We start from the raw sequence: 15,164 nt of genomic DNA on the forward strand, positions 1-15,164 counted from the left end.
AGTCACAGATGGAAGTCTAACGACGGATGGGCTGTATCTGTTGACATAATTCGATGACTTTCCACCGTCAATTCTCGCTTTGTCCGAATATGTGCGCCGTAGCGTTCGGGCTCCGGCGTGATGACGACATCAATCCAGGAAGCGAGTGAACTCGGAGACAGGTGCGCGCTCGGTGACGAGCGTATTTTCGATGGCAGCGCGATTCGCATAACCCATCGACATGCCGCAGACGACCATCTCGTCATCCGTCAGCCCGAGCTGCTCTGCGATGATCCGATGGAACTGCGTGAACGCGGCCTGTGGGCATGTATCGATGCCCCGAGCACGCGCGGCCACCATCACGGCTTCCAGAAACATGCCGTAATCAAGCCAGCTGCCCTGCTCCATCACGCGGTCGATTGTAAAGATGATGCCGACCGGCGCATCGAAGAACCGGAAGTTGCGCGCGTGCTGCGCGTGCATGCGCTCCTTGTCGGCGCGCCCGATGCCGAGCAGGCTGTAAAGATCCCAGCCGACCTTGCGGCGTCGGCTCTGGTACGGATCGATCCATGTGCGTGGGTAGTACGGATACTCCTCGCGATGCACCGTGTCCGCCTCCGGGTGGGCGTACGCCGCCAACACCGATTCGGACAAGCGCGCTTTCGATTCACCCGTCAGCACATAGACTTTCCACGGCTGTGTGTTGCTGCCTGACGGCGCACGGCGTGCGACATCCAGAATCGCTTCGATGTCTTCACGAGCGACTGGCGTCGGCAGGAACGCGCGTACGGAACGGCGCGAAGTGATTGCTTGATCGACGAGCTCGACTTCGGCAGAGGTGGGGCGTCGGTCGGTCATGGCGATGCGCAAAATTCAGGCGGTGATGTTGGACGCCAGCGGCTCGAGCACGGCACGCAGCGCATCGGGCAGCGCTACCGGCCGACGCGTTTCGCGGTCGACGTAGACGTGCACGAAATGGCCCTGCGCGGCCGCTTCTTGCGTGTCGCCGCGGAACAGACCCACCTCATAACGCACGCTTGTGTTGCCCAGGCGCGCAACACGCAGTCCTGCCACCACGGGGTCCGGAAACGACAGCGGCGCGAAATAGTTGCATTGCGTCTCGATGACGAGGCCGATGGTGTTGCTGTGCTCGGGGTTCAGCACGCCCTGCTCGATCAAATAGGCGTTCACCACGGTGTCGAAGTAGCTGTAATAGACGACGTTGTTGACGTGACCGTAGACGTCGTTGTCCATCCAGCGCGTGGTGATGGTATGGAAGTGGCGGTAGTCGTCGCGCGTCTGACGGGGCGTGCTCATGGGCGGCAGGCAGGTGGCAGTGGAAAGCGATCAGGATACGCCAGCCGCTCCAACCCGGTCACTTGCGGATGACGAGCGCCACACCGCACGCGGCGATGACCATGCCCAGCGCCGCGAGCGGCGGAAAACGCTCGCCGAACAGCGCCCACGCCATCACGGCGGTCGTGGGCGGCGTGAGATACAGAAGCGACGTCACCTTGGTGGCCGCGCCCTTGCGGATCAGCACAAACAGCAGCGAGATCGCGCCGATCGACAGTGCCAGCACGGACCACACCAGCGAGCCGATCATCGGCAGCGTCCAATGCACCTCGCGCGTTTCAAACAGGAACATGAACGGGAGACACAGCAGCGCCGACGCCCCGAACTGGATACACGCACCCATCCGCAGGTCGAACACCGGGCAATGGCGCTTTTGATACAGCGTGCCAATGGTGATCGACAGCAACGCACCCACGCACAGCGCAAGCGTCGTCACGCCGACGCCTGCCAGGTGCAGCTTGTTCGCCACCACCAGCCCCACGCCGGCGATGCCGCAAAGCAACCCCAGCCATTGGCGATTCGACACACGCTCGCCGCGCATTGATACATACAGCGCAGTCAGAATCGGCTGCATGCCGACGATCAACGCGGTCATCCCAGCCGGCATGCCGAGCTTGACCGCGGCCCAGACGCCCGCCAGATAGCCCCATTGCATCAACAAACCGGCCACCGCGATGTGGCCGACGGCCGCCCAGTCGGTGTCGCCCGTGCCGGCGCGACGCGGCACCGGTACGCGCGCAAGCCAGACCAGGGGCAGCAGGCACACCAACACGCCCACGAAGCGCAAAAACAGGAACGTGATCGGCTCCGCGTACGGCATCCCGTACTTGGCCACGATAAAGCCCGTGCTCCAGATCAGCACGAACAGCCACGGCATGGCGACGACAAACAGGGAGTCGCGCGCGGAGCCGGACGCGACGGAAGACACTTGCGTCATGCGGAAAGCGGAAGAGAGGTCGATGCGCCAGCGCCCTCGTCGCGTGCTGCCCAGCGCTGTGCGTGGCGGGCAGCCAGGGCGATGGTCTGCGCGTGGACGGCCACGGTATCGTCGATATTGTTGCCGTAGCCGCCCGCCATGGTAACGGCAACCGGTATGCGCCGTTGATACGCGAAATCGAAGACTTCCTGATCGCGCCGGGCCAAGCCCTGCAGCGTCAGTTTGAGCCGGCCGAGCCGATCGCCCTCGTGCGGATCTGCGCCGGCCAGATAGATGATCAACTGCGGCTTGAAGCGCCCGGCCAGGATGTCGAGTGCGCCGGTCAGCGCTTGCAAATAGTCTTCGTCGCCGCAGCCATCGTGCAGACCGACATCCAGGTCTGACGCCTCCTTGCGGAACGGATAGTTTTTTTCGCCGTGCAGCGACAAGGTGAAAACCGTGGCGTCATCGCGCAGGATGGATGCCGTGCCATTGCCCTGATGTACGTCTAGATCGACGATTGCGACCGGAAAATCCCCCGGCGTCCTGCCGGATTGGCGCTGGATCCAGCGGGAAGCGATGGCTGCGTCGTTGAATACACAGAAACCGCCGCCCTTGTCCGCATAGGCATGGTGCGTGCCACCCGCGAGGTTGACGGCAATGCCATCGGCCAGCGCTGCGTCACATGCGGCCATCGTGGCGCCGGCCGAACGACGGCTGCGCTCGACCATTTCCGGCGACCAGGGAAACCCGATCTCCCGCTGGCGCGCGGGGTCAAGCCGACCGGCGCTTACCGCCTCAACATATTCAAACGTGTGCGCCAGCAGCAACGCATCGTCATCCGCCCGCGGCGCCTCCTGCATGGATAGCCCTGGCACGTCGGCCAGAACCCGTGCGCGCAGGTCGCTGTACTTGCGCATTGGAAACCGATGGCCCGGCGGCAACGGCAATACAAAGTGGTCGGTGTAGAACGCCCGCATGTGAATAACAAATCGCAACGCAACAAAAATAGCACCCGGGCGCATCCTAACCTAGGCTGCACTCGTGTGTTTTTTGAGACGGAATTACGGCCGAAAGGGGTCGACGGCACCCCACGTGCACCAAGAGCGCGCATTTTCCTGCCACAAAAAATTACGCCAAACGGTTGGTCACGCAATTCCTGTGCACGAAAAATCAGGGAATTCTGATTTTTGTGCGATGCACAAAGAACGCTTGACACTGATTTGCCATTCAACAACAATGAAATTGTTGCGATGCACCATTCCGAATTCATCGCGATGTCGCCTGGAAGGCCCGACGCAGACCGTCATGCTTTGTACATCTGGGCGATCTAAATTTTCATTTTGATTCCCCACCCACCTTTGTATTTGGAGAGACAACATGCTGACTCAGGAACAGATCGCTGCGGCGCACAAGGCCAACCTGGAAACGTTCTTCGGTCTGACCAACAAGGCTTTTGAAGGCGTCGAAAAGCTGGTCGAACTGAACCTGCAGGTCGTCAAGGCTACCCTGGCCGAGAACGTCGAACACGCCAAGAAGGCACTGACCGCCAAGGACGCCCAAGAGTTGCTGTCGGTGCAAACCGCCGCAGTGCAGCCGCTGGCTGAAAAGGTTCTGGCTTACAGCCGCCACCTGTACGAAATCGCTTCGGACACGCAAACTGAATTCAGCAAGGCTGCTGAAGCGCAAATCGCTGAAAACAGCCGCAAGCTGCAAGCGCTGGTCGACAACGTGTCGAAGAACGCTCCGGCCGGTTCGGAATCGGCAGTTGCCCTGGTGAAGTCGGCTCTGTCGGCCGCCAACAACGCTTACGACTCGGTGCAGAAGGCCACCAAGCAAGCTGTGGAACTGGCTGAAAGCAACTTCCACGCTGCTGCCAACGCTGCCAGCAAGGCAACCGCTCAAGCATCGGCTCAAGCGCGCGCTGCCACCGGCAAGAAGTCGGCAACGACCGCTGCGTAAGCGCTAAGCTACTGTCTTTAGTCCTCCGGCTGTTGAAGCGGGCCTCCTTCGGGAGGCCCGTTTTGTTTTGGCCGTCGAGCCATCCTCCAAACTCAACGTTTGCGTGCATTTGCGCGGAACCCAAACGCGCGGCCGCTGGTCCATTCCACCGTGTTCGTTGGATTGTCTCCTCGGTCCCGCTACCGAAACCTGTCCTCAGTGGTGATCAGTGGGTACCTTTAGCCCGGCTTCGGCCGGGTTTTTTGTGTGTGCCTGAAACGTGTCGTCCCTTCAAATTGCGAACTTTGCAGGCGGCCGGCGCTCCATTCTGTATTGCGGCCCACCGTTTTTTTCTCCGTCCCAATGTCTCGCGAATCTCTGGCCAAGCGCAGTCTGATCGTCGTGGCGGCGCTTTTCCTGCTGCTAGAAGAGTGGATCTGGAAGGCCATGCAGCGGGCGACCGCCCGTTTGGCGACGCATCCCTGGGTCCAGGCGGCAGAGCGGAAGTTGGCCGAACTGGAGCCCATCGAGGCCCTCTGCGCCTTTGCCCTACCGATGCTGGCGTTGCTGCCGTTCAAGCTGGCTGCCGTCTACGTGCTGGCGCGGGGCCATCTCTTTGCAGGCACGTTGGTTCTGGTCGCAGCCAAAATCGTCAGCACGGGGCTGGGCGTGCGCATCTATTCCGCCGTGCGCCCACAGTTGCACACGATCGCCTGGTATACCCGCTGGGAATCCGCGTTCCTGGCGTGGAAGCAGCGCATGTTGGCCGCCCTGCAGGCAACACCGACCTGGCAAGCCTTGCAGGTACGAATTGCTGTCTGGCGCGCCCGTCGACATGGGACGATGCAGCAGGTGTGGCGCCGCCTGATCGCGGCGGTGCGCCTGCTACGCCGGCATCGGCGCCCAGCCGAGCCTCGGCACTGACCTGCCGCCGATCATCCCAAACAAAAGGGCCGCCCATTCGAGCGGCCCTTTTGCTTGCCAGCCGGATCCGGAGTTAACTCCAAAACTTGGCGGTTAATTGCAACTCAACGCTTACGAGCCGGCGGCACGTCCGTGCACACACCCTCGTAGATTTCCGCAGCCATGCCCACCGACTCACCCAGCGTCGGATGCGGATGGATGGTCTTGCCGATATCCACGGCGTCTGCGCCCATCTCGATGGCCAGGCAGATTTCGCCGATCAAGTCGCCGGCGTGCGTGCCAACGATGCCGCCACCGATGATGCGGTGGGTTTCCTCGTCGAAGATCAGCTTGGTGAAACCCTCGTCGCGGCCGTTGGCAATGGCCCGGCCCGAAGCCGCCCAAGGGAACACGCCCTTGCCATACTTGATGCCCTGCGCCTTGCACTGCTCTTCGGTCAGCCCTGCCCAAGCCACTTCCGGATCGGTATAGGCCACCGACGGAATCTGCTTGGCATCGAAATACGCCTTCTCGCCGTGTGCGGCTTCCGCTGCCACGTGGCCTTCGTGCACGGCCTTGTGTGCCAGCATCGGCTGCCCGACGATGTCGCCGATCGCGAAGATGTGCGGCACATTCGTGCGCTGCTGCTTGTCGACGTCGATGAAGCCACGGTCCGTCACGGCCACGCCGGCCTTTTCTGCGCCGATGCGCTTGCCATTCGGCGCGCGGCCCACTGCCACCAGTACCATGTCATAGCGTTGCGGCTCGGCCGGTGCGGCTTCGCCCTCGAACTTGACATAGATGCCGTCCGGCTTGGCTTCCACCCCGACCGTCTTGGTCTTGAGCATGACCTTGTCGAAGCGGCCCTTGTTCATCTTGTCCCACACCTTGACGAGGTCGCGGTCAGCGCCCTGCATCAGGCCGTCGAGCATTTCCACCACGTCGATGCGGGCGCCGAGCGTGCTATACACCGTGGCCATTTCCAGGCCGATGATGCCGCCGCCGATGACCAGCATCTTGGCCGGCACTTCGCGCAACTCCAGCGCGCCGGTCGAATCGACGATGCGCGGATCTTCCGGGATGAAGGGCAGCTTCACGGCCTCGCTGCCTGCAGCGATGATCGCCTTGGCAAAACGGATGACTTTCTTCTCGCCCGTCGCTGCCTTGCCGTCGCCGTCCGTCAACTGCACTTCGAGGTGGTTCGGGTCAAGGAACGCGCCGACGCCTCGCACGACCTGCACCTTGCGCGCCTTGGCCATGCCGGCCAGCCCGCCGGTCAGCTTGCCGATCACGGACTCCTTGTGCTTGCGCAGCTGGTTGATATCAACCGTGGGTTCGCTGTAGACAATGCCGTGTGCGGCCATGGCCTTGACTTCCTCCATGACAGCCGCGGTGTGCAGCAGCGCCTTCGACGGGATACAGCCCACGTTCAGGCAAACGCCGCCCAGCGTGGAGAAGCGCTCCACCAGCACAGTGCTCATGCCGAGATCCGCGCTGCGGAAGGCGGCCGAATAACCGCCGGGGCCCGAGCCAAGGACGAGCATCTCGCATTCGATATCAGCGCCGCCGGCATGCTTGCTCGCTTGCGGTGCGGGGGCCGATGCGGCCGGCGCAGCAGCGGGCGTTGCGGCCGGAGCCGGTGCTTGCGCAGGCGCCGGAGCCGCCGCCGCGCCCGCTTCCGCCGTGGCGATCACCGTGCCTTGGCTGACCTTATCGCCCACCTTGATCTTGACTTCGACGATCTTGCCAGCCACATCCGACGGCACGTCCATGGTGGCCTTGTCGGTTTCCAGCGTGATCAGCGCCTGATCGACGGTGACAGCATCGCCCGCCTTCACCATCACTTCAATGACGTCCACATCCTTGTAGTCGCCGATGTCCGGCACCTTGATTTCCACCACGCTCATTCCTGACTCCTTGTTCTTGTCGTCGGCACCCGGCATCGCCCGGGCCCGCTGACGCTTTTCAATCCTGCAGACGGACTGTGTGCACTTCGATCGGGCCGCCCGAACTCTTGTCGAACTCCACGCCTGCCGATACGCCCACCTGTGCAACGTCCGCCGCCGACTTGCCCGGCATGTCGAACACCGCCGACATGGCCCCCAGCGCGAAATTACGCCCGGAGCCGATGCCCCAGAAGCGATCGAACGAAAACACCTCGCGGTACGAATAGACGCCGTAGATGCCGGTGGCGTTGGCGATCAGGCAGGTGATCTGCGACGACTCGTAAGGGTCATCGTCGTCTTCCTTGGTGTTGACGAAATACTCGTCCTTGAGCTTTTCGTGCACTTTCAGAAAGGTCCGGAAGACGTCGTCGCGCGTGCCGAGGCGGCATTCATCGGCCAGCCCCGTCAGCAGGCTGCGCATGACCGGAAAGTGGGCCGTCGTGCCCGCCAGCGCGATCAGCGAATCGCCCACCTGGAAGATCTTCTGGTTCTGCTCGTAACCGCGCGCCAGGCGCGTATCGCCGAACGTCACCAGCGAATCGGCCGCAATCGCCACTTCGCCGTCTTTCTTGACCACCACGCACGTCGTCATGTCGTCCTCGCCATCAGTCCACTGACCAGTCCGCCGACCGCTGCAAACCCAACCGGGCCGGCACGCACAGGCCCGAAGCCAAATGCGTGCCGCGCCCGCGTGGGCTTACAGGCTGACGCGGCGGAAGTCCGCCAGCACGCTGGCCAGATACGCGTTGAAGCGCGCAGCCTCGGCGCCGTCGATCACGCGGTGATCGTACGACAGCGACAGCGGCAGCGTCAGGCGCGGCACGAACTGCTTGCCGTCCCACACCGGCTTCTGATAACCGCGCGACAGGCCGAGGATGGCCACTTCCGGTGCGTTGATGATCGGCGTGAAATGCGTACCGCCAATGCCGCCCAGCGACGAGATCGAGAAGCAGCCGCCCTGCATCTGGTCCGGCTTGAGTTTGCCTTCGCGGGCTGCCTTCGACAGATCGGCCATTTCCTTCGCGATGTCGATCAGGCCCTTCTTGTCCGCATCGCGGATCACCGGCACCACCAGCCCATTCGGCGTATCGGCCGCAAAGCCAATGTGGAAATACTGCTTGAAGACAAGGTTGTCGCCGTCCAGGCTCGCGTTGAAGGTCGGGAACTTCTTCAGCGCACCCACGACTGCCTTGATCACAAACGCCAGCATCGTGAACTTCACGCCGGCCTTTTCGTGGTCCTTGTTCATCTGCACGCGGAAGGCTTCCAGCTCGGTGATGTCCGCTTCGTCGTTGTTGGTGACGTGCGGGATCATGACCCAGTTGCGGTGCAGGTTCGCACCGGAAATCTTCTTGATGCGCGACAGCGGCTTCGGATCGACCGGGCCGAACTTGGTGAAGTCGACCTTCGGCCATGGCAGCAGATTCAGTTCGCCACCGCCAGCCGGTGCGCCGGCCGCAGCCTTGCCCGGCGCAGCGGCTTGGCCGCTCATCACGCCCTTGACATAGCGCTGCACGTCTTCCTGCGTGATACGGTTCTTAGGACCTGTACCGCCCACGAGATTCACGTTGACGCCCAGCTCACGCGCGTACTTGCGCACCGAGGGGCTGGCGTGGGCAGCCTTGCCCACTGTACCGACGGTGTCGGCGGTGTACGTAGCGGGCGCTGCGGCCGGAACAGCTGCGGGCGCAGCCGCCGGGGCCGGGCTCGGAGCAGCCGCAGCCGGTGCGGCTGTGGGTGCCGATGCTGGAGCTTGAGCAGGCGCCGGCGCAGCAGCAGCGCCCGCGCCTTCCAGCACGACGATCAGCGTGCCTTGCGACACGGCATCGCCCACCTTCACACGGATGTCCTTGACGGTACCGGCGGCCGGCGACGGTACATCCATCGTGGCCTTGTCCGACTCCAGCGTGATCAGCGACTGCTCGGCTTCCACCTTGTCGCCCACCTTCACGCTGATCTCGATCACAGGCACGTCGGTGTAGTCGCCGATATCCGGCACTTTCACTTCGATCGTGCCGCCACCAGCAGCAGCCGGCGCAGGGGCCGGCGCTTGCGCGGCCGGTGCGGGTGCCGGTGCAGCAGCGGCCGGAACCGGTGCGGGCGCAGCTTGGGGTGCCGGGGCCGGTGCGGCAGCAGCGCCCTGCTCTTCGAGCAGCAGCACCAGCGAGCCTTCCGACACGGCGTCACCCACTTTGATCTTCACTTCCTTGACGACGCCGCTCTTGGGCGAGGGCACGTCCATGGTCGCCTTGTCCGATTCCAGCGTAACCAGGGAATCTTCGGCATTGACGCTATCGCCCGCCTTGACCAGCACTTCGATCACCGGGACGTCTTTGTAGTCGCCGATGTCCGGCACCTTGATTTCTACGACTTGACTCATTCTTCTGTCTCCAGAGGTCTGGCGGCGAGAGCATCCGGCGGCGGACACGCGTTGCCCCGCAGGCTACCGCATCGTGCTGGCAATTGCACGTTGCGGGAAGTCTGTCGGGGCGGTGCCCGGCCGGGACGCAACCCGCGCGCCCGGCGGCTCCGTTATACGGTCATCGGGTTGGGCTTGTTCGGATCGAGGTTGTACTTCTTCAGTGCCTCGGCCACCTTTTCGCGCGGCAGCACGCCTTCGTCGGCGAGCGCCTTGAGCGACGCGACCGTCACCCAGTAGCGATCCACCTCGAAGAAGTGGCGCAGCTTCTCGCGGGTATCCGAACGGCCGAAGCCGTCGGTGCCCAGCACCACGTAGCGACGCGGCACGAAAGCGCGGATCTGCTCGGCGAAGGTGCGGACGTAGTCGGTCGATGCGATAACCGGGCCGCGTGCGTTCTTGAGCAGCTTCTCGACGTGCGACTCGCGTTGCGGCTCGGTCGGGTTGAGCAGGTTCCAGCGTGCGATGGCGTTGCCTTCGCGGGCCAGCTCGGTAAAGCTCGGGCAACCCCACAGGTCGGACTCAACGCCCCAGTCCTTCTTCAGCAGATCGGCAGCGGCAATCACTTCACGGAAGATCGTGCCCGAACCCAGCAGTTGCACGCGCGGTGCATTGCTGTTTTCGACGCCCTTCTTGAACTGGTACATCCCCTTGATGATGTCGGCCTCGACACCCGCCGGCATTTCGGGGTGCTCGTAGTTCTCGTTCATCACCGTCAGGTAGTAATAAACGTCTTCCTGCTCGACATACATGCGGCGCAGGCCGTCTTGCACCACCACCGCCAGTTCGTACTGGAAGGTCGGGTCATACGAGATGCAGTTCGGGATGGCAGCGTGGTACACGTGCGAGTGGCCGTCTTCGTGCTGCAGGCCTTCGCCGTTCAGCGTGGTGCGGCCAGCGGTGCCGCCCAGCAGGAAGCCGCGCGAGCGCATGTCGCCCGCGGCCCAGCACAGATCGCCGATACGCTGGATGCCGAACATCGAGTAGTAGATGTAGAACGGAATCATCGCCACGCCATGCGTGGAATACGACGTTGCGGCCGCGATCCAGTCGCACATGGCGCCAGCTTCGTTGATGCCTTCCTGCAGCACCTGACCCGTCTGCGATTCCTTGTAGAACATCAGCTGGTCGTGATCCTGCGGCACGTACTTCTGGCCTTCCTGGTTCCAGATACCAACCTGGCGGAACAGGCCTTCCATGCCGAACGTGCGCGACTCATCCGGCACGATGGGCACGACGTGCTTACCGATGTTCTTGTCTTTCAGCAGGATGTTCAGAATGCGCACGAAGGCCATCGTCGTGGACACTTCGCGGCCTTCACCGGTGGCCTTGAGCAACGCGTCAAACGCAGACAGCGCCGGAATTTGCAGCGCGTCGGCCTTCTGGCGACGGGCCGGCAGGTAGCCGCCGAGGTCCATGCGCGCCTTGCGCATGTATTCCAGTTCCTTCGAGCCTTCTTCGAACTTGACGTACGGAACATGCTCGAGCTGATCGTCGGCAACCGGAATGTTGAAGCGATCACGCAGCTTGCGGATGGCATCCACCGGCATCTTCTTCTGCTGGTGGGCGATGTTCATCGCTTCGCCGGCTTCGCCCATGCCATAGCCCTTGATGGTCTTGGCGAGAATGACGGTCGGCTGGCCCTTGTGGTTGGTCGCCGACTGGAACGCCGCGTAGATCTTGTGCGGATCATGGCCGCCGCGGTTCAGTGCCCAGATGTCGTCGTCGGACCAATCGGCCACCATAGCCTTGAGTTCCGGGGTGTTGAAGAAGTGCTCGCGCACATAGGCGCCGCTCTTCGACTTGAAGGTCTGGTACTCGCCGTCGACGCATTCCATCATGCGGCTCATCAGCAGCCCCTTGGTATCGCGGGCGAGCAGCTGATCCCAACGGCTGCCCCAGATGACCTTGATGACGTTCCAGCCGGCGCCGCGGAATTCCGATTCCAGCTCCTGGATGATCTTGCCGTTGCCGCGCACCGGACCGTCCAGGCGCTGCAGGTTGCAGTTGATCACGAAGACTAGGTTATCCAGCTTTTCACGGCCGGCCATGCCGATCGCGCCCAGCGATTCCGGCTCGTCGGTTTCGCCGTCGCCCAGGAACGCCCAGACCTTGCGGTTTTCCCAGTTCTGGATCAGGCCGCGGCTGGCCAGATACTTGGTGAAGCGCGCCTGGTAGATCGCCATGATCGGGCCCAGGCCCATCGACACGGTCGGGAACTGCCAGAAATCCGGCATCAGCCACGGGTGCGGGTACGACGAGATGCCCTTGCCGTCCACTTCCTGACGGAAGTTGTCGAGTTGCTCCTCGGTCAGGCGGCCCAGCAGGAATGCGCGCGAATACACGCCCGGCGCCGAGTGGCCCTGCACGAAGACCATGTCGCCGCCGTGCTTGTCCGACGGGGCGTGCCAGAAGTGGTTGTAGCCGACGTCATACAGCGTGGCCGCCGAAGCGAACGACGAGATATGGCCGCCTACGTTGGTGTCCTTGTTCGCGCGCAGCACCATCGCCATGGCGTTCCAGCGCGTATACGAACGGATGCGGTGCTCGATTTCCTGGTTGCCAGGAATGCGGTCCTGGTTCTCGACCGGGATCGTGTTGATGTACGGGGTTTCTGCGTGCAGCGGAGACGTCACGCCGTTGATGCGTGCGTACTCGATCTGCTTATCAAGGAGGAATGCCGCGCGCTGCGGGCCTTCCGCGCCGATGACGCCTTGCAGCGCCTCCAGCCATTCCTTGGTTTCCTGGGGATCAACGTCGCTGGCGCTCGTGGCACCCAGGACTTGTTCTGGTACGGCCGACATGGCGGTCTCCTTGGTAGCAGTAACGGTAGTTGCGTCTCTTGTGAGGCGCCCACTGGCACGCGCGTTCACACGCACGCAAGGGCCACCCCGACTTTTGCGCTGATTCTATGGGCACCCGCAAACGCAGCACAAGCGGAATTTTCAAATTGCGATATGGTTTTTTATAATGTGGAATATTGCCGCGACGCAAAACAAATCACTTTTGACATTGCAGCGCAGCATTTTCCGAGCGAACAAGACACCTCACCAAGCGGTTTCCCCAAGCGACCCGCAGGTTGATTGCCGTTACACTTAGTTTTGCGCAGTTGCACAGATGTCCACTCCCTTACCTCCGCAGAATTCCGGCGTTCGTCCGCCCATCATGCTTGCCCCCTCCCACGCTTCGCAGGACCCGGCCGCCAAGTCCGAGCCGTCAACGCCTGCGGCGCCTGCGCCCATTTCCGTGAACGCGTCCGAACAGCCGTCGGACGAGGCCGTTCACCCGAACATGCCCCGCCGCCTGTGGCTGACCCGCCTGGGCCGGCTGTGGACGACCAACTGGTTCATGTTCATCCCGCTGGTGGCAATCGTCCTGTTTGCTGGCGCGATGATTTTCATCCTGTATCAGTTGCACGCCACGGAGGTGCAGCAGCAGCGCGACGCTCTCTACCGCGATGCGGCCTGGGCCGAGCAGAAGGTTCGTCTGTCCCTGCAGAGCAACCAGGATCAGGTGGCCGCCCTGGCACGCGACATCGGTGCTGCGCAGCTTGACCCGAGCGCGTATCGCGATGCTGCCCGCCAGCTTCTGCGTGAGAACCCGGAACTGGTCTTCATCAATTGGCTGGATGCGACGCGCCGCCCGCGCTGGGCGTTCCCGTCCACTTCCGAATTCACCGCGCGCGTGCGCGAGACGCGCGACCATCCGCTCGAACCCGAAATCCAATCCGCCTACGACGCTGCCCGCGAGACGCAGCGCGCCGTCTACTCCCGCCCCATCCAGAACGAGCGCGGCGAGAGCTTCATGCTCATGGAAGTTCCGATCGTGCGCGACAACGAATTCCTGGGCACGGTGGGCGCCATGTATTCGGTCACGGGCATCCTCACGCAGCTGCTGCCGGGCGAGCTGACCGACCGGTATCGCTTCTCGCTGGTCGACAAGAACAACGTGGTCCGCGCGAGCACGTCGTTGCGGCCGGTGCCCAAGGCCGCCGCGTCGTACGAAGTGCTGCTGGACCCCCCGGGGCATTCGCTGTCGTTGCGGGCCGAGGCGTATCCGGCGCCGTCCAACCTGCCCAACAACATGCTGATGTGGCTGGTGGCCGGCCTCTCTTGCTTCGTGATCTGGAGCCTGTGGAGCGTGTGGCGGCACACCAGCCGCCGCTCCGAAGCGCAGCGCGCACTGCTGGCGGAAACGTCATTTCGCCGCGCTATGGAAAACTCCATGGTGATCGGCATGCGCTCGCTCGACCTCAACGGCCGCATCACCTACGTGAACCCCGCGTTCTGCCGCATGATCGGCTGGACCGAAGCCGAGCTGGTGGGGCGCATGCCGCCGTTCCCGTATTGGCCGCCCAACGAGATCGGCGAGATGCAGAAGCACATCGAGCTGACCCTGCGCGGCAAGGCGCCCGCCAACGGTATGGAATTGCGCATGATGCGCCGCGACGGCACGAGCTTCTATGCGCGGATGTACGTTTCGCCGCTGATCGACGCGCGCGGCCGGCACACCGGCTGGATGAGTTCCATCACGGACATCACCGAACCCAAGCGCGCCCGCGAAGACCTCGCCGCTGCGCACGACCGCTTCACCACGGTGCTGGAGAGCCTGGATGCGGCCGTGTCGGTACTCTCGACCGACAAGGCCGAACTGCTGTTCGCCAACCGCTACTACCGCCAGCTCTTCGGCTGGGAAGCGTTCGGCCATCTGCAGCTCTCCGGCAACGACGTCAACACCGAAGACGTTTCCAGCGATGCGCTCGACCTGGTGGATGCCTACGCCGGCCTGCCGGCCTCCGAACTGACGCCGCACGCCGCAGATGCACGTGAAATCTACGTGCCGTCGATGCAGAAATGGTTCGAGGTGCGCCGCCGCTACATCCAGTGGGTGGACGGACACCTTGCGCAGATGCAGATCGCCACCGACATCACGGTGCGCAAGGCCGCTGAAGAAATGACGCGCCAGCACGAAGAACGCCTGCAGTTCACCAGCCGCCTGACGACGATGGGCGAGATGGCCTCGTCGCTGGCCCACGAGCTGAACCAACCGCTGGCGGCCATCAACAACTACTGCATGGGTGCGGTGGGCCGCCTGAAATCGGGGCGCAGCACGCCGGAAGAGCTGATCCCTGTGCTGGAAAAGACCTCCGCCCAGGCAGTACGTGCCGGCACCATCATCCAGCGCATCCGCGGTTTCGTGAAGCGCAGCCAGCCGCAGCGGCGCGAGTCAGACCTGCGCGATATCGTGGCGGACGCGGTGGGCCTGGCCGAACTGGAAGCCACCCGGCGCGGCATCACCATCCTCACGCGCCTGCCGGGCGATCTGCCGCCCTTGTATGTCGATCCGGTGCTGATCGAGCAGGTGCTCGTCAACTTGCTCAAGAATGCCGCCGAAGCCATGGCCGCCCACCCGCGCCTGCGCGCTGCCAGCGTCCTGCGGCTGCACGCCAACCTGATCAACGATCCGGAAAATTCCGTGCTGATCGAGGTGATCGACCAGGGCCCGGGCGTGGACGACAGCACCAAGGAGCGGCTGTTCGAGCCGTTCTTCAGTACAAAATCCGACGGCATGGGTATGGGGCTGAACATCTGCCGCTCCATCATAGAATCCCACCTCGGCAGGCTCTGGGTAGAAAACAACGCCGATGGCATCGGCTGTACGTTTAAAATCATCCTGCCGCTGAATCCGCTGTAAATCGTTTTTA

Annotated in this window: 11 protein-coding genes; 3 read left to right on the top strand and 8 right to left on the bottom strand. The window is 63.0% G+C overall.

The features are described 5' to 3' along the window. Positions 1 to 129: 129 nt before the first annotated feature. From RP6297_RS07780 to RP6297_RS07795, 4 genes are read right to left on the bottom strand one after another with little or no spacing between them, the layout of a single operon-like run. On the bottom strand, positions 130 to 837 hold the full coding sequence (locus RP6297_RS07780) for a nitroreductase (RefSeq protein ID WP_009240782.1): 708 nt from the start codon (positions 835 to 837) through the stop codon (positions 130 to 132). A gap of 15 nt (positions 838 to 852) precedes the next feature. Further along, positions 853 to 1,296: an acyl-CoA thioesterase gene (locus RP6297_RS07785; protein WP_009240783.1), complete on the bottom strand. Its 444-nt coding sequence runs from the start codon at positions 1,294 to 1,296 to the stop codon at positions 853 to 855. A 58-nt stretch (positions 1,297 to 1,354) separates the two neighbouring features. Then, positions 1,355 to 2,272 (bottom strand): DMT family transporter, encoded by a 918-nt coding sequence (locus RP6297_RS07790; protein ID WP_009240784.1) that lies wholly within the window; start codon positions 2,270 to 2,272, stop codon positions 1,355 to 1,357. Beyond that, positions 2,269 to 3,276 (bottom strand): histone deacetylase family protein, encoded by a 1,008-nt coding sequence (locus RP6297_RS07795; RefSeq protein ID WP_009240785.1) that lies wholly within the window; start codon positions 3,274 to 3,276, stop codon positions 2,269 to 2,271. Before RP6297_RS07795 ends, RP6297_RS07790 begins: the two co-directional genes overlap by 4 nt. Before the next feature lie 355 nt (positions 3,277 to 3,631). On the opposite strand from RP6297_RS07795, the gene RP6297_RS07800 reads away from it, so the two are divergent. Beyond that, positions 3,632 to 4,213, top strand: a complete 582-nt coding sequence (locus RP6297_RS07800; RefSeq protein WP_009240786.1) for a phasin family protein — start codon at positions 3,632 to 3,634, stop codon at positions 4,211 to 4,213. A 342-nt stretch (positions 4,214 to 4,555) separates the two neighbouring features. After that, the gene (locus tag RP6297_RS07805) at positions 4,556 to 5,116 is read left to right on the top strand and encodes a hypothetical protein (protein ID WP_009240787.1); all 561 of its coding nucleotides are present in this window, start codon (positions 4,556 to 4,558) and stop codon (positions 5,114 to 5,116) included. Positions 5,117 to 5,220: 104 nt separating this feature from the next. Here the strand turns inward: RP6297_RS07805 and lpdA are convergent, their stop codons facing one another. From lpdA to aceE, 4 genes are all read right to left on the bottom strand, one after another. Then, positions 5,221 to 7,002, bottom strand: coding sequence for a dihydrolipoyl dehydrogenase (gene lpdA, locus RP6297_RS07810; RefSeq protein WP_009240788.1), 1,782 nt, complete (start codon positions 7,000 to 7,002; stop codon positions 5,221 to 5,223). Positions 7,003 to 7,060: 58 nt separating this feature from the next. Further along, on the bottom strand, positions 7,061 to 7,633 hold the full coding sequence (locus RP6297_RS07815; RefSeq protein WP_009240789.1) for an Ntn hydrolase family protein: 573 nt from the start codon (positions 7,631 to 7,633) through the stop codon (positions 7,061 to 7,063). A 105-nt stretch (positions 7,634 to 7,738) separates the two neighbouring features. Continuing rightward, complete coding sequence (gene aceF / locus RP6297_RS07820; protein WP_009240790.1) at positions 7,739 to 9,421, bottom strand: dihydrolipoyllysine-residue acetyltransferase; 1,683 nt, start codon at positions 9,419 to 9,421, stop codon at positions 7,739 to 7,741. A 152-nt stretch (positions 9,422 to 9,573) separates the two neighbouring features. Beyond that, complete coding sequence (gene aceE / locus RP6297_RS07825; RefSeq protein WP_009240791.1) at positions 9,574 to 12,264, bottom strand: pyruvate dehydrogenase (acetyl-transferring), homodimeric type; 2,691 nt, start codon at positions 12,262 to 12,264, stop codon at positions 9,574 to 9,576. Positions 12,265 to 12,577: 313 nt separating this feature from the next. Between aceE and RP6297_RS07830 the strand changes: the two genes are divergently transcribed. Further along, positions 12,578 to 15,154: a PAS domain S-box protein gene (locus RP6297_RS07830; protein WP_009277600.1), complete on the top strand. Its 2,577-nt coding sequence runs from the start codon at positions 12,578 to 12,580 to the stop codon at positions 15,152 to 15,154. The last annotated feature ends 10 nt before the right edge of the window (positions 15,155 to 15,164 follow it).

It is taken from the genome of Ralstonia pickettii, assembly GCF_016466415.2.
GTDB classification, from domain to species: Bacteria; Pseudomonadota; Gammaproteobacteria; order Burkholderiales; family Burkholderiaceae; genus Ralstonia; species Ralstonia pickettii.